The sequence below is a fragment of the Zobellia sp. 1_MG-2023 genome, assembly GCF_030549125.1.
Taxonomy (GTDB): Bacteria; Bacteroidota; Bacteroidia; order Flavobacteriales; family Flavobacteriaceae; genus Zobellia; species Zobellia russellii.
This window is the reverse complement of the sequence record NZ_JAUOSY010000010.1, coordinates 76,055-91,529: the sequence shown is the minus strand read 5'-3', so window position 1 is coordinate 91,529 and position 15,475 is coordinate 76,055. Positions and strand designations below refer to the sequence as shown.

Sequence of the window (15,475 nt, the reverse complement as noted above, 5' to 3'; positions counted from 1 at the left end):
ATAGTTTTAAAAAAAATGGTTGGCTTAATAATTGGCGTATCCTAAAATACAAATGGCAATGATAAGAACGGCAAGTCCCGTTAGTAAAATTTTAAAAGGCTTGTTCGCATTCTTCCATTCCCCTTCTCTAAAGCCCCAAATATTACTAATAATCAAAGCGAGCCCTAAAAGTATAGGCCATCCCACAACGGGGCCTAGATTTCCCATTAGCGCTGCTCCTTGACCATAAACACCCAAGGCTGCAAACCAGAAAATACCGGCTGCAATAGCCCATTTTAAGGCTTTCCCTTTATTGGGGACTTTATAAGCACCCCATGATTTATTTTTGATAAAAAGATATATGGCGTACCCTCCGTTCATAACGAACGCTCCCAGCAAAACAACCACCCAAGAAGCCAAACTTGCATTTTGTGTTCCTACACCGTAATCGTTTACGGCTATAGCTGCAACTGGTGCTGCATTGGAAAAGCCAACGTTTAAAAAAGCGGATAATACACCAGATGCAACGGCAATCAGTACCCCAATTTTTATGGATTTAGTACTTGTGGTTGAGTTATTGTGCAATTTATCTCTTTGTACACCGGCCACTGCAGTAATAGCAACTCCTACCAGTAACAAGGCTACCCCTAACATTATGATAGGAAAGGAAGGTTGGTCAAAGGCCCCATCAATCTGAAAAAGAGGAATAATGGAACCTACCGATGCCGCAAGACCCATAACAATGCCATAGGTAATGGAAATACCGGTTTTTTCCACACTAACCCCAAATAGAATACCCCCAATGCCCCACAGAAAACCGTAAAATGCAGCTACGAACAGTGTTTGACTGTCTGCTTGGGAAATGATTTCAAATAGGTTGGGCATAACGATCAAAGCCCAGATAATAGGGAATGCAATCATGGCCGTAAATGCGTGAACTAACCACCAGGCCTCCCATTTTAATGGTGCAATATGCTTCATGCCAAGACCAAAAGTTCCTTGAAAAAAGCTTGCAAATAATATTAAAATGATAGCCAGTAGATAGGTATCCATATGAGTTGCTTTTATTTTATAGATGAATATATGAGAAGGGGCGATTGTGTTCTAAACCTTCATGAGACACAAAGAAAATTCAATATAAAGGTGATGGATTCCCGGATTTTACCCTAGTATAACATTATTTTATCCTAGTGGTGATTGCATTAAAGTTGCGTAAAGTAATATAATGCCAATACTAAAAGTCCGCCACTTAATGCGACTACACCGGATAGTAGACTAAATGATTTTAGCAATCGAGAAACAGACACTTCGTGTACTTCTTTAAATAGCCAAAAGAAACTGCTGTTTACGTGAATAATACCAAGAGAACCGGCTCCAATAGCCGCGGCGGTAAAGGTAGGGTGCAATGTGCCGTTGGAAACCAGTGGTGCAACAATAGATGCCGTAGTGATAAGCGAAACTGTAATTGATCCCGTAACAGTCGTAAAAAGGAAACTTAATAGAAAAGGTATAACTATGCCCATTGCAGCAATATCTCCCGCATTGGAAAACATAGAACCTACTATTTCTGTGTCTTTGATTACCTGTCCAAAAGCACCACCAGTACCGGTGATAAGAATAACAATAGCTGATTTTTCTCCCGAAGTTGTAAAAAATGAATTTAAACGGGTAGAAAAATTCTCTTTAGGAAGCAAAGGTAATGCAAAAAGTAGGCCTATGAGAAGTGCCCATACAGGGTTTTTTATAAATGCAATGAATCCGTTTTCCGAAGGGAAAATAGTGCCTATGGACATAAGGAACAATGGCACTAATAAGGCTGCAAAAGGCAACACTTTTTTGAACCCCGTTAGTTCTTTGGTTTGCGATGCTTCGCCCGTATTCGTGTCCGGTAATTTCAGGGCAAGATTTTTCTTGTTCAATTTTATCCATAATAACCCACCGGCTATCGCAGCTAGAGCTACCACAATATTAATGGGAATCATATCCCCAATATTAATTTCAAGAATGGCGGCTACCGCAAGAGGTCCTGGGGTAGGTGGAATCAAGGCATGGGCTACGGTAAGACTAATGGCCAATGAAAGTCCTAAGGTAAGTACTGAATGGCCTGATTTTTTTGAGAGGACGAATATGGTAGGGAGCAAGGTCAGATAGGCCACATCCATAAAAACCGGAATTCCTATCAAAAAGCCAATTACGGCCATACTTAACGGAAGGTACTTGGTACCGAATAAATTAATAATGGTATTGGCTATGACATCTGCACCACCGGTTTGCGCTAGAATTTCACCCAGTAACGTGCCAAACAGAATAATGAGTCCTATCCATTTTAGAGTATTTCCAAAACCGCTTAATAAGCTCTCTGTTACTAATTCTACAGAGCTCCCTGTTGTTAGCCCTAGAATCAACCCTGAAATAAGTAAGGCGGGAATAGGGTGTACTTTAAATACAGTTACCGCAACAATGAGCAGAACAATGCAAAGGAGTAAAAATATTAGGCTGGTCACAAGGTCATTTTTAAGTTAGGTAGGCAGGCTATCCAAACAAAAATAGCAGAAATATACCATCGTGAAAATGCGTACATTAACCATTATAGGCACTATTGTAACCCCACTTGTGCTTTTTGAGACATATAAGAGTTTATACAACTTCTTTTTTCTCGTTATACTTTTGCATATACTCGGTTGGGGTAATGTTCATTAAAGCTTTAAACTGTCTATTGAAATTGGTGAGCGTATTAAAACCTGACTGATAACAAACGGTTGAGATTTGCATTTCTCCCTCAATCAATAACTTACAAGCATTTCTAAGACGTATTTCGTTCAAGTATTGCGTAAACGATTTTCTAGTTTTCTTTTTGAAGTATCTACAGAATGCATTTGGCGTCATGTGTGCTATAGAGGCAATTTGTTCCAATTCTATTTTCTTTTCAAAATTTTCGGTCAAGAAATTTATGATTTTACGCATTCTGTCCTTTTCATTGCTGTTGTAAGTGTTGGCTATTACTTCTGAGCAGAGCAAATCATAATTTTCACTTATAGATAGTGTATCAAGAACTTTTAGAAGCCCCACAATGCTGGAAAGACCTTGGTCCCCGACCAAGCCTAGGATAAGGTTGTGAACCATATAGGTAGCGGATTCGGAAAATTTTATACCTCTTTCCGCTTGTTGAAAAAGATTTTTTAACCGCTTGGATTCGGTAAGGTCTAAAAAGTCGCTTCCCAAAAAGTTAGGTTCAAATTTTATTACGATCAGGTTAACCGCTTCGGTTTCCTGTTGGTCGTTATAATACTCCTTATGGTTGCGGAACAGGTGGGGAATATTGCTGCCAATGAGATACAGTTCTCCCGGAGAGAAGCTTCCAATAGAATTACCTACATAACGTGTGCCGCTACTTTTTATAAAGTATATAAGTTCTAGTTCCTTATGAAAATGCCAGTTCTGTTCTATACATGGTAAGCGGTCTTGCCGAGCTAAAAAGGAATTTTCGGGTCGTTTTTCGGTTTGTTTGTACGTCAGCTTCATAGTCTATTTCTTTCGTCAGGGATACCCATAATAAAACGAATTTTGAGGCGTAATTTTCAAGAATTCGTTTTTTAGGCGAGCATAAATTTTCATAAATATACAAAATTACCTCAAATATTATAAAATATTAATTTTAACGGTAGAATAGTGCAATGTAAAGATTTAGGGAAAATGCTATTTCCTAGAAAGAATAACTTAAAATCTTTTTGGAGCAACCCATAGAAGTGTTAATACTACTAACTCTAAATTCTAGAGTAATGTGTTTACCTGATTGGTTATCAGTTTTCTAACTTTAATTTAAAGTTTTTCAGTACTGTTGGGCAGTACACTACAGGATAGTAAAGAAAAAATGCTTCATTAGTTTTAGGGACTTAGAAACATAAAAATAACCGTAAAGTTATAGCCATGTTTTTAAAACACCAACTCAACTCAATAGAATTATCGGTTCTTTAATGAACCTATATTCTATTTAAACAAAACTTAAAATGATTATAAATTTTTTAAGGATTAATAAGCTTAATCTTCTCCTTTGTAGTGTTTTGATTTTAGCTACTTCCTGTACGTCCGATAAAAAAAACGAAGGTGAAACGGTTCAGTCCGATAACCCGAAAATAGCAAAGCTAAAATTACAGCCAGGTTTTGATGCAGAACATTTATATAGTCCTGGAGATAATAATATGGGGTCTTGGGTGGCCATGACTTTTGATAATAAGGGAAGATTAATTACTTCAGATCAATACGGTGCTTTGTACAGAATGGAAGTTGCACCAATAGGAGCGGACAATCTTACACCAAAAATAGAAAAGCTTAAAATTCAAACGGAAGCGAAAGTAGCAGATTCCATAATACAAATGGGTTATGCCCAAGGGTTATTATACGCTTTCAATAGCCTTTATGTAATGGTAAACCATAGGGGCAGTGATGATTTTGAAAAGACTAGTGGCCTTTATCGTTTACAGGATACGGATAATGATGATCAATACGACAAAATAACACTTTTAAAGGCTTTGGACGGGGCTGGAGAGCATGGCCCTCACAGTATAGTTCTTTCTCCAGATGGGGAGTCGCTATACGTTATAGCCGGTAACCATACAGACTTACCGGAGATGGAAGGATATCGTCTTCCTAACAACTGGCAGGATGACAATTTGTTTCCTCAAATTAAAGACCCTCGTGGGCATGCCAATGATCGTGGGGCTCCCGGCGGTTGGGTGGCAAATCTTGACCCTGAGGGAAAACGATGGGAGCTTGTGGCTTCAGGTTTCAGAAATCCGTTTGATTTGGCGTTCAATGAATTGGGAGATATGTTCGTTTATGACTCGGATATGGAATGGGATTTGGGAATGCCATGGTATCGCCCCACCCGAATTTGCCATGTTACAAGCGGAGCGGAATTTGGATGGCGAACAGGAAATGGTAAATGGTCTGCTGCGTATCCGGACAACATACCTCCTGTACTTAATATAGGTCAAGGGTCACCTACTAATGTAATGCATGGAAATGGAGCTAAGTTTCCTGAAAAATATCAACATAGCGTATTTGCGTTTGATTGGAGTTTCGGGATTATTTATGCCATTGAAATGAAAGCTAATGGTGCATCTTATATTGGTGAAAAAGAGGAATTTTTATCTGGAATTCCACTTCCGTTAACGGATGGGGTTATTGGCCCGGACGGAGCCATGTACTTTATGACCGGAGGACGTAGGTTAGAATCAGACCTGTATCGTGTTTATTATAAAAATTCAGATAAACTAACGGGGACCGTTGCGAATTTGGAGCCTAATAAGGAAAACGAAATCCGTAAAAAATTGGAGACTTATCACGGTGCTCCTAAGGATGGGGCTTTAGATTTTGCTTGGCCTTATTTAAATAGTAAAGACCGTTTTATTCAATATGCTGCCCGTATTGCTGTAGAACATCAACCTGTAAGCACTTGGCAGGAAAAAGTTTATGCGGAAACTAATGCGGTTAGAAAGATTCATGCTGCCGTTGCTTTGGCTAGACAGGGAGATAAAAGTCAGCGTGATCAACTATTGAATTCTTTGGTACATATTGATTATGCAAGTCTCTCTGAGCAAAACCAAGTAGATTTGGTTCGTGCCATAGAGCTTACTTTAGCGCGTTTTGGGAAACCTAATGCAGATATTAAAAGAAAAATCAGCGGATATCTTTCAGCTCACTATCCAGCGGATAAGGACGTGTTAAATCAATTGTTGAGCAAAACATTGGTATTTGTGGATGATGCCTCGGTGATTTCAAAAACACTTGCCTTATTGGAATCCGAAGAAGGGGAAAATGCTTCGGTAATGGCAAATACGGCCACGGATGCGGCAGATTTGATTTTACGAAATCCGCAGTATGGAATGGACATCGCCGAAACCCTAAAAAATATGCCTTTGGCACAGCATACATATTATGGTCTGGTATTACAGGATGCCACAGTAGGTTGGACGCCGGAGTTAAGAGAAAAATATTTCAAATGGTTTTATAAAGCTTTTTCATTTAAAGCGGGCCGTAGCTATATTGGTTTTATAGATAAGGCAAGGAAGAAAGCGTTGACCCACGTGGCTGCGAATAAAAAGGAATTCTACAATCAAATGTCAGGAGATTCATTGCTGAGTAAATCCGGAAACGAGTTGGTTTCCAGTGCGGTGCAGCCTAAAGGGCCTGGCAAGAGATGGGAAGAAAAGGATATAGCACCCTTATTGGCCGATGGTTTGCAGAACAGAAATTTTGAAACCGGTAGGAACATGTTTTTGGCAACCAATTGTGTTACGTGTCATAGTATGCGTGGCGAAGGAGAGAATATAGGCCCGGAATTATCCCAAATCGGTACTCGGTTTTCTGCGGAAGATATTCTTAAAGCTATTATTGATCCAAGTGATGTAATTTCAGATCAGTACAACACCACGGTTTTTATGCTTAAGGATGGAAACTCTATTGTGGGTAGATTAATTGGTGAGGAAGGGGAAAATTATACGATTTCTCAGAATCCGTATGCGCCTGATGTTCTTAGGACTATTCCCAAAGAGGAGGTATTGGGTACTAAAATGTCATCGGTTTCATTGATGCCGCCAGGTACGATCAATCGTTTGAGTGATGATGAGGTGAAAGACTTATTGGCGTACCTCATTGCTGGTGGTGATGCCAAAAACGAAATTTTCACTAAGGAATAAGAGATTTGGTAAGTCAGAATTATATTCGCAATGCTCACGGAAAAAATTATATATAAAGGTAAAGACAAGATTGGGAATACCGCTCAGGTTGGTGGTATTGAGACTTCTGTCCTTGATAATGGTTTAGGGAGAGGAACACGCATTGCATGGATCAATACAGGAACAGGGCTAAGATACAAGGTCGTTCTTGATCGTGGGATGGATATTGCAGATGCCTTTTATAAAGAACATAGTTTGGCTTGGTTGAGCAAAACTGGAGTAGTTCCTCCTGAACGATTTTCAGACAAGGGAATGGGCTGGATACGGAATTTTGGCGGCGGACTTTTAACCACTTGCGGACTATCGCATGTGGGCGGACCAGAGGAGGATGAACATGGCGCAAGAGGGCTTCATGGCCTTATAAGTAATACGCCTGCAGAAATTATATCTATTGTTCAGCCGGACCCAATTGCGGGGAAAATGGAAATGAGTATCACCGGTATTGTTCGGGAAGCTCAGGTTTTTGGACCCATCTTGGAATTGAAAAGAACTATTTCAGGGAAATTGGGTGAAGCTAAAATTCACGTTCATGATGAGGTGCTTAATCGCGGGAATCAAATGGCGCCACATATGCTCTTGTATCACGTAAATTTTGGTTGGCCATTGGTGGATGAAGGCACAGATTTACTTTGGAAAGGCAACTGGGAATCCCCAACACCGGACTCTGGGCGTAAAATATTTAAGGACGAAGTGAACTTTAGAAAATGCCCAGAGCCTTTAGAGGCACATTCCGGAACAGGAGAGGATGTTGCTTTTATTGATGCAGAAGCGGATACTGAAGGAAATTGCCACTGCGGAATTTATAATAAAAAACTCAATTTGGCCGTATCACTTCGCTTTCCTAAAAAACAATTACCCTGGTTGATCAATTGGCAACATTGGGGCAAAAATGAATATGTTACGGCCTTAGAGCCGGCAACAAATCCGCCGGTAGGACAAAATAAGGCACGGGAAGATGGTACACTTATTTTGTTGGAACCCAATGAAAGTAGAAGCTACTCACTGGAATTGGAAGTGTTATCACCGGAAAAAATAGAAACATTTATAACATCTTTTTTATAAAATTAATATTGAATACTATGGCAAATTCATCGGCTAGAAAGGCTTTGGAGCAGGGACAGGGAATTTTACGTTTGGCACCAACTTGGGTACCGCGTTCTTTTTGTGTTCCGGGTAGAAGGATAAAATTGCATCCAGATGATTATTACGTTTTGGGAGGAGAGCGTGGAGGTATAGATGAACGTTGGTTTTCTTCAACGACACCTGCGGAAAATGGACCGTTAACCGGAGAGAACGAAGGTTTAAGTCCGGTTGTTTTTGAAGAAGATGGCAAAGAAGTACAGATTCTTTTAAAAGATGTTATTGATGAATTAAAAGGTGAGATTATTGGAGACCGTCTGTGGAACGAGTACCAAAGTTGGCCTATGTATTCCAAGTTTTTTGATAATATGGGGCCGTTGCCACATCACATTCACCATAATGATGAGCATGCGGCCAAAATTGGTCAAAAGGGAAAACCGGAAGCATATTATTTTCCACCTCAGGTAAATAACCATGGAGGCGATTTTCCGTACACTTTTTTCGGGATAACTCCCGGTACGACGAAAGAGGAGATAAAAGAATGTCTAAAGAATTTTACCAAAGGAGATAACAAGATAACAAACTTTTCATCGGCCTTTAGATTGGAACCAGGAACGGGTTGGGATGTGCCACCGGGAATGCTTCACGCTCCAGGTAGTATGTGTACCTACGAACCGCAAAAAGCATCCGATGTGTTTGCTATGTACCAATCTTTGGTAAATGAAGCTATTATTCCAGAAGAACTGTTGTGGAACGGAACTCCAGAGGATAGAAAAGGCGATTTTGACCAGCTTATGGAAGTAATAGATTGGGAATTGAATACGGACCCCAATATGTTGGAAACGCGTTTTATGAGGCCTATTCCTGTGAAGCCTTTGGAGGAAATGGAGGCAGAGGGTTATGTTGATAAATGGATCTGTTACCGTTCCGATGCTTTTAGCGCCAAAGAATTGACGGTTCTGCCAGGGCAAACAGTCACCATTAAGGATAGTGCCTGCTATGGAATGATTATGATGCAAGGCCATGGTAAGATGGGTGTTTGGGATATAGAGACCCCATCACTTATTAGATACGGACAATTAACACATGATGAATATTTTGTAACTGAAAAAGCAGCAAAAGAAGGTGTTACCATCGTAAACCATAGTAAAACCGATCCTATTGTAATGTTAAAACATTTTGGACCAAAAAATCCTGACCTTAAATTATAAATAAACCGTATTTTAGAGCAAGTGTATTTTTTACGTTTAAAATTGCGCTAAATTAAAGAAGTAAATACGTATAATTTAAAAGAACAGAAGTATGAAAGACAACACTTTTCCAAAACTCCACAATGCCTCATGGCCCGGTATTGTTGGTAAAGGACCAGATTCGGAACCGCCTATTTCGTTTGATCAAATGCTTGATATGACTGCAAATGCAGAAGTTAACGGTATTAAGTTTGATGGAATAGATATTGGGTTATTTGATCCTCATGTTGATATTCATAGTTCTGATGATGACATTAAAAGACTTGCGGATAAGGTTGCTGGTCGCAATCTGAATATTGGCACATTGGTCGCACCTATTTGGGGCGGACCTACCTTGGGTTCGGATGAGGACCGTAAGACATTTGTAGCTATGGTGCAACGTGCGTGTCATTTTGGAAAAATTTTCAGGGAGCACGGTGTAAGACAATATGGTGTTATTAGAATAGATTCTGCCTCTAGTCCGGAAGACTGGGCCAAGGATCCAGTAAACAATACCAAATTGATTGCTAAAACCTTTCGTGAGGCATGTGATGTAGCTGCGGATTATGATGAGAAATTAGCTGCAGAAGGTGAGATTTGCTGGGCGGGAATGCATAGCTGGAAGGCTATGGTAGAAACTTTAGAAGCTGTAGATAGACCCAATATTGGTTTTCAAGCAGATATGTCTCATACCTTATTATATCTATTGGGCTATAACGCGCCAGAAGATAGGATTCTACCTGAAAATTTTGATTGGTCGGACAGAAAAACATTGGAAGCGGGTCTTAAAACCGTTACGGATGCTTTAAGACCATGGACCATAGATTTTCATGTGGCCCAAAATGATGGAACGGTACATGGTACCGGTTCACATGATAAAACAGGGCGTCATTGTTTGGCTACGGATCCAAACGGTAAATTAGATGTTGCTAAGGATGCCGGCTTCTGGTTAAGAGACGGAAATGGCGAATTGACAAAAGCGGTTAAACATATTTGTTGGGATGGTTGCATGTTTGATAATGATGTGATGCTAAAACAGCAGACTTGGAACGATATTTTGGCAACCCTTATTAAGGTTCGCGAATTACATGGATGGAGCTAACTAACAACAAAAAAGATAAAAACTATGTCATTTGTTACAGTTAACGGAGTTCAGTTAAATTACGAAATAAGAGGAGAGGGCAAGCCCTTACTTTTAATAATGGGTATTACGGCTGCATCTGCAGTTTGGGAAAAGCATGTTTCTCATTGGGAAAAGGAATACCAATGTATACTTTTTGATAATCGCGGGGTGGGATTGTCCGATAAACCGGAAGGTCCTTATACCACGGCTCAAATGGCCGATGACAGTGCGGCGCTTCTAGATGCATTGAACATAACTAGTGCAGCTGTTGTAGGGGTTTCCATGGGAGGAGCTATAGCCTTGCAGATGTCTATTAGGCACCCTGAAAAGGTTTCGGCTATGGTAGCTATGTGTCCTTGGGCCAGTTGCGATAGAAAGGGTGAAGCTATATTTAGGCACATTACACATATAAAGGCGCATCTAAGGCCGGAGCAGTTTGCTAATTTTATGCAGTTGCTCATTTTTGACAAGCCCACTTTTGATGATGATGCCGAATTTGAAGGATTGCTAAGTGGCCAAAAAGGTGCTGGTTTAGAAGCTATTCAACAACCCTTACATGGATTGGAAGCTCAGGCAGAAGCCTGTATTAGTCACAACGTGGTGGCACAATTATCCCAAATTAAATCGCCTACGCTTATAATAGGAGGTAAGCAGGATATGTTCGTGCCAGAATGGATGGTGCGTGAGGTATCTGAGGGAATTCCAAATAGTGAGCTCCATCTTTACGATAATGCAGGTCACGCTTTCCATTGGGAGAAATTGGACGATTTTAATCCAAGAGTGTTGAACTGGTTAAAAGCCAACTATTAAGTCAGGTTATGTTTAGAACGTTTACGGGTAATACCTATCGTTTTATAAATGACCCATCCAATCCTAACAAAAAATAATATAGCAATGTCAAAAATAAAAATTGGTTGCGAAACCTATACTTGGGCAATGTCCGGTGAAAAATATAAAAATAAATTAAACCATATAATTGAGGTAACCTCTAAAGCGGGGTTTAAAGGTATTGAGCCTGATACGGGTTTCATGAACGGGTTTACAGATCCTAAAGTTTTCAAGGAGACCTTAGATAAAAACAATATTGAATTGACTGTTCTATGTCATGTAGAAGACTGGAGGAATCCAAAGGAAACTGATGAGGAAAAGAGAAATGCCGATCAATGGATCGAGTTCATGAAACATTTTCCGGAAGCTATATTGTTACTGGTGCAAATGCCGGGGCAAGATCGTGAACACCTGCAAGAACGGCAACAGAATCTATTGACCTGTGTAAATGAAATTGCCACTAGAGCGGCAGGGGAAGGTGTGGTGTGTTCGTATCATCCAAATTCTCCAATGGGCTCTATATATAGAACAGAGGAGGATTATAAAATTCTATTGAACGGTCTGGATAGTAACGTGATCAAATACACACCGGATGTGGGGCATATGGCCAAAGGAGGTATGGATCCCTTACCTATTATAAAACAGTATCGCGAATTGGTAAACTGTGTTCATTACAAGGATATGTATGATAATGGAAAATGGGCAGCAATGGGCGATGGTATAATTGACTTTAAGGGAATAACATCGTATTTAAAGGAAACCGATTTTGAGGGGTGGATTATTGTAGAGGATGAATGTGATGCTGCAATAACCGATCCAGACGGGGTTACTTTAAAAGATGGTATTTACATAGAAGAGGTTTTAAGGCCTTTGATATAAATGAATATGAACATTTTTTAAACTTAAAATTACAGCAAATGGCACACAAAAAAGAACTCCGTATAGGATTGATAGGAACTGGTTTAATGGCAAGGACGCACACAAATGGCTACAAACGTAGTGGTGATTTTTTTCCAGAACTTGAATACCGCCCAGTTTTAAAAACGGTGTGTGCCAGAACTGAGGAAAAGGTAAAAGCTTTTGCTGAGCAATGGGGATTTGAATCTTATGAAACCGATTGGAAAGCGGTTATTGCCAGAGAGGATATTGACGCTGTCGATATCTGTACTCCCAATGATATGCATGCCGATATTGCTATTGCTGCAGCCGAGGCCGGTAAAATGGTCCTTTGTGAAAAACCTTTGGCCCGTACCATTGCTGAAGCCCAGCCAATGGTAGATGCTATTAAAAAGGCAGGCGTAGCTAACACGGTTTTTTATAATTACCGTCGTGTTCCGGCAGTAACCTTGATCAAACAAATTGTAGATTCCGGTAAGTTGGGCAAGATATTCCATTACAGGGCTAACTTTTTGCAAGATTGGACCATTAATCCGGAACTGCCCCAAGGCGGCGAGGCTTTATGGCGTTTAGATGCCGAAGCAGCAGGTTCCGGGGTAACGGGAGATTTATTGGCGCATTGTATAGATAGTGCTATGTGGTTAAATGGACCAATAAAGGATGTATCAGCCGTAACGGAGACATTCATTAAGGAACGTGTACACCAAGGAACCGGGGAAGTTCAAAAAGTGACTATAGATGATGCATGTATTTTTCATTGTCATTTTGAGAACGGAGCTTTAGGTTTGTTTGAGGCAACTCGTTATGCACGTGGTCACAAGGCTTTGAATACTCTAGAGATAAATGGGGAACACGCTTCGCTACGATGGGATCTACATGATATGAACTATCTTGAAATGTATGAGCATGCAGATGATGCCATAGTAAGAGGATGGAAAAGAATCTTGATTACGGACAGTGATCAGCCTTATATGGATAAATGGTGGATTCCTGGTACGTCTATCGGGTACGAGCACTCATTTGTACACCAAGTAGCCGATTTCTTAAAGAGCTTGGAAACAGGGGAGCCTTGTGAACCTAGTTTTGAGAATGCTCTAATGACACAAAAAGTTTGTGAAGCTGTAATCAACTCGGCCAATTCTAAAAGTTGGAAAGATACTGGTTTAGTTTAGAAAAGTAATTTTATATACTTTATCAAAAAATAAAATCCCGCTAACCAATTGGTTAGCGGGATTTTTATATCAATAGATTTTGAGCAGTTATGCTGAACGATACCAGCTGTACATTTTCTCAATACCTTCTTTAAGGTCAATGTTATGTTTCCAACCTAAACCATGCAGTTTGGAGACATCGGTTAATTTCTTCATGGTGCCGTCTGGCTTATCGGCATTAAAATTTAAAGAACCTTTAAACCCTACCATTTCCTTGATTGATTCTGCCAACTCACGAATTGAAAGATCTTTACCTGTACCTATGTTGATATGGGTATTGCGAATCTCTTTTTCACCAGTAGCATAGGTATCTTCAAAATTTCTGCTTTTCATGATAAATATACACGCATCGGCCATATCTTCGGACCAAAGAAATTCGCGCATAGGCTTGCCGCTCCCCCAAATTTCCACACTAATCTCGTCACCGGTCTTTTTAATACCGTATTTCTCAAGAATAGTATAGATATCGGATTCGCTAGCATTACCGTCCACACCTTCGATTGGACGTTCGTTCAAATCTTTTCTAACGTTGTCCCAATCTTGCGTCTCTAAAGCATTGCCCAAGTGCATTTTTCGAATTAGTGCGGGTAGCACGTGCGATTTCTCTAAATCGAAATTATCATTGGGGCCGTAGAGGTTTGTAGGCATAACGGAAATAAAGTTTGTTCCGTACTGTAAATTGTAGCTCTCGCACAATTTGATACCTGCAATCTTAGCAATGGCGTATGGTTCGTTGGTGTACTCCAAAGTATCCGTAAGAAGGTAATCTTCTTTCATGGGTTGAGGACACTCCTTAGGATAAATACAGGTGCTTCCCAGGAATAACAGTTTTTTTACGTTGTTTAAATAACTGTGGTGAACCACGTTATTCTGAATCATAAGATTAGCGTAAATGAAATCTGCCCTGTAGGTGTTATTGGCAACAATACCGCCCACTTTAGCCGCAGCAAGAAAAACATATTCTGGTTTTTCTTCGGCAAAAAATGTGGCAACGGCGTTAGCATCCGTCAAATCAAGTTCAGCATGTGTTTTCAAAACAAAATTTGAAAAACCATCTGCTTTCAGCTTTTTGAGAATGGCACTACCAACAAGACCTCTATGTCCTGCAATATAAATTTTTGCGTCTTTGTTCATGCTATTCAAAATAGTTCATGATACGATAGCCACCATCTTTAAGATAGGTGTCTTTCTTCATCAATTTTAAATCGCTTTGCATCATATCTTCAACCAAGTCCTTCAAATCGTACTTAGGAGTCCATCCTAGTTTGTTGTTTGCTTTGCTTGGGTCTCCAATAAGCAAATCAACTTCCGTAGGTCTAAAGTATCTTGGATCTACAGCAACGATTTCTTTTCCTATTTCTACTTGGTAATCTGGGTTACTGCAAGAAACTACTGTTCCTATTTCATCAACACCTTCACCTGAGAAAGCAACTTCTATTCCTGCCTGAGCAAAACTCATTTTTACAAAATCACGAACAGTCGTAGTTTTGCCAGTAGCAATTACCCAATCCTCAGCTTCATCAGCTTGAAGGATCATCCACATCATTCTAACGTAATCTTTGGCATGGCCCCAATCTCTTTTGGCATCAAGGTTACCCAAATAAACTTTGTCTTGAAGACCTAATGCAATTCTGGAAGCGGCTCTTGTAATCTTACGAGTAACAAAAGTTTCTCCACGAATAGGAGATTCATGGTTAAAAAGAATACCGTTACATGCGTACATTCCGTATGCCTCACGGTAGTTTACAGTAATCCAATATGCATACATTTTTGCAACAGCATATGGGCTACGAGGGTAGAACGGAGTGGTTTCCGATTGTGGTACTTCTTGTACCTTTCCGTATAGCTCAGAAGTTGAAGCTTGGTATATTCTTGTTTTTTTCTCCAGACCCAAAAGACGTACGGCATCTAGGATACGTAATGTACCTATACCATCTGCATTTGCAGTATATTCTGGAGTTTCGAAAGAAACGGCAACGTGGCTCATTGCGGCCAAGTTGTATATTTCATCTGGTTGAATCTCTTGAATAAGACGTATAAGGTTTGTACTATCGGTCATATCGCCATAGTGCAAATGAAGGTTTCTTCCCTCAACATGTGGGTCTTGGTATAAATGGTCAATTCTGTCAGTATTAAAAAGAGAAGATCTTCTTTTTAGTCCGTGAACTTGATATCCTTTTTTTAGTAAAAATTCAGCCAAGTATGCTCCATCTTGACCTGTAATTCCTGTAATCAAACATTTTTTCATAATGCTGAGTTCTAATGGTTTTTATTTATAGTGGCAAAGATGTAGAATTATATCTTTAGACAAGTAAGATTTGTCTCAAAATTATCTAAAAATAAGGATATTAAGGTTGCAAGGTGTATACTTTGAGAAACCCATATTTTGAT

12 protein-coding genes are annotated in these 15,475 nt (G+C 39.8%); 7 read left to right on the top strand and 5 right to left on the bottom strand.

Going from position 1 to position 15,475, the window contains the following annotated elements:
* Window positions 1-24: 24 nt before the first annotated feature.
* The 3 genes from Q4597_RS17245 to Q4597_RS17235 form a co-directional block, all read right to left on the bottom strand.
* On the bottom strand, window positions 25-1,032 hold the full coding sequence (locus tag Q4597_RS17245) for an L-rhamnose/proton symporter RhaT (protein ID WP_215914798.1): 1,008 nt from the start codon (window positions 1,030-1,032) through the stop codon (window positions 25-27).
* Window positions 1,033-1,181: 149 nt separating this feature from the next.
* Window positions 1,182-2,483, bottom strand: coding sequence for a GntP family permease (locus Q4597_RS17240; RefSeq protein ID WP_215441662.1), 1,302 nt, complete (start codon window positions 2,481-2,483; stop codon window positions 1,182-1,184).
* A gap of 133 nt (window positions 2,484-2,616) precedes the next feature.
* Complete coding sequence (locus Q4597_RS17235; protein WP_215441660.1) at window positions 2,617-3,501, bottom strand: AraC family transcriptional regulator; 885 nt, start codon at window positions 3,499-3,501, stop codon at window positions 2,617-2,619.
* A gap of 485 nt (window positions 3,502-3,986) precedes the next feature.
* On the opposite strand from Q4597_RS17235, the gene Q4597_RS17230 reads away from it, so the two are divergent.
* From Q4597_RS17230 to Q4597_RS17200, 7 genes are all read left to right on the top strand, one after another.
* Window positions 3,987-6,677: a c-type cytochrome gene (locus tag Q4597_RS17230; protein WP_303407363.1), complete on the top strand. Its 2,691-nt coding sequence runs from the start codon at window positions 3,987-3,989 to the stop codon at window positions 6,675-6,677.
* Between the two features lie 30 nt (window positions 6,678-6,707).
* Window positions 6,708-7,778 (top strand): aldose 1-epimerase family protein, encoded by a 1,071-nt coding sequence (locus tag Q4597_RS17225; protein ID WP_303407362.1) that lies wholly within the window; start codon window positions 6,708-6,710, stop codon window positions 7,776-7,778.
* A 17-nt stretch (window positions 7,779-7,795) separates the two neighbouring features.
* Complete coding sequence (locus Q4597_RS17220; protein WP_215914793.1) at window positions 7,796-9,007, top strand: class I mannose-6-phosphate isomerase; 1,212 nt, start codon at window positions 7,796-7,798, stop codon at window positions 9,005-9,007.
* 91 nt (window positions 9,008-9,098) lie between these two features.
* On the top strand, window positions 9,099-10,127 hold the full coding sequence (locus tag Q4597_RS17215; RefSeq protein ID WP_303407361.1) for a sugar phosphate isomerase/epimerase: 1,029 nt from the start codon (window positions 9,099-9,101) through the stop codon (window positions 10,125-10,127).
* Between the two features lie 24 nt (window positions 10,128-10,151).
* Window positions 10,152-10,958, top strand: coding sequence for an alpha/beta fold hydrolase (locus Q4597_RS17210; RefSeq protein ID WP_303407360.1), 807 nt, complete (start codon window positions 10,152-10,154; stop codon window positions 10,956-10,958).
* An 84-nt stretch (window positions 10,959-11,042) separates the two neighbouring features.
* Complete coding sequence (locus tag Q4597_RS17205) at window positions 11,043-11,855, top strand: sugar phosphate isomerase/epimerase (RefSeq protein ID WP_303407359.1); 813 nt, start codon at window positions 11,043-11,045, stop codon at window positions 11,853-11,855.
* Between the two features lie 38 nt (window positions 11,856-11,893).
* A complete protein-coding gene (locus Q4597_RS17200; protein ID WP_303407358.1) occupies window positions 11,894-13,045 on the top strand; it encodes a Gfo/Idh/MocA family protein in 1,152 nt (383 codons plus the stop codon).
* Window positions 13,046-13,132: 87 nt separating this feature from the next.
* Here the strand turns inward: Q4597_RS17200 and Q4597_RS17195 are convergent, their stop codons facing one another.
* Both Q4597_RS17195 and gmd read right to left on the bottom strand, forming a co-directional pair.
* Window positions 13,133-14,218: a GDP-L-fucose synthase gene (locus tag Q4597_RS17195; protein WP_303407357.1), complete on the bottom strand. Its 1,086-nt coding sequence runs from the start codon at window positions 14,216-14,218 to the stop codon at window positions 13,133-13,135.
* 1 nt (window position 14,219) lies between these two features.
* Window positions 14,220-15,332, bottom strand: a complete 1,113-nt coding sequence (gmd, locus tag Q4597_RS17190) for a GDP-mannose 4,6-dehydratase (RefSeq protein ID WP_215441641.1) — start codon at window positions 15,330-15,332, stop codon at window positions 14,220-14,222.
* Window positions 15,333-15,475 lie beyond the last annotated feature (143 nt).

Excerpts from the sequence above, each read along its gene's own strand:
- Q4597_RS17245 (WP_215914798.1), bottom strand. The coding sequence starts at position 1,032 with ATGGATACCTATCTACTGGCTATCATTTTAATATTATTTGCAAGCTTT.
- Q4597_RS17235 (WP_215441660.1), bottom strand. The coding sequence starts at position 3,501 with ATGAAGCTGACGTACAAACAAACCGAAAAACGACCCGAAAATTCCTTT.
- Q4597_RS17230 (WP_303407363.1), top strand. The coding sequence starts at position 3,987 with ATGATTATAAATTTTTTAAGGATTAATAAGCTTAATCTTCTCCTTTGT.
- Q4597_RS17225 (WP_303407362.1), top strand. The coding sequence starts at position 6,708 with ATGCTCACGGAAAAAATTATATATAAAGGTAAAGACAAGATTGGGAAT.
- Q4597_RS17220 (WP_215914793.1), top strand. The coding sequence starts at position 7,796 with ATGGCAAATTCATCGGCTAGAAAGGCTTTGGAGCAGGGACAGGGAATT.
- Q4597_RS17215 (WP_303407361.1), top strand. The coding sequence starts at position 9,099 with ATGAAAGACAACACTTTTCCAAAACTCCACAATGCCTCATGGCCCGGT.
- Q4597_RS17210 (WP_303407360.1), top strand. The coding sequence starts at position 10,152 with ATGTCATTTGTTACAGTTAACGGAGTTCAGTTAAATTACGAAATAAGA.
- Q4597_RS17205 (WP_303407359.1), top strand. The coding sequence starts at position 11,043 with ATGTCAAAAATAAAAATTGGTTGCGAAACCTATACTTGGGCAATGTCC.
- Q4597_RS17200 (WP_303407358.1), top strand. The coding sequence starts at position 11,894 with ATGGCACACAAAAAAGAACTCCGTATAGGATTGATAGGAACTGGTTTA.
- Q4597_RS17195 (WP_303407357.1), bottom strand. The coding sequence starts at position 14,218 with ATGAACAAAGACGCAAAAATTTATATTGCAGGACATAGAGGTCTTGTT.
- gmd (WP_215441641.1), bottom strand. The coding sequence starts at position 15,332 with ATGAAAAAATGTTTGATTACAGGAATTACAGGTCAAGATGGAGCATAC.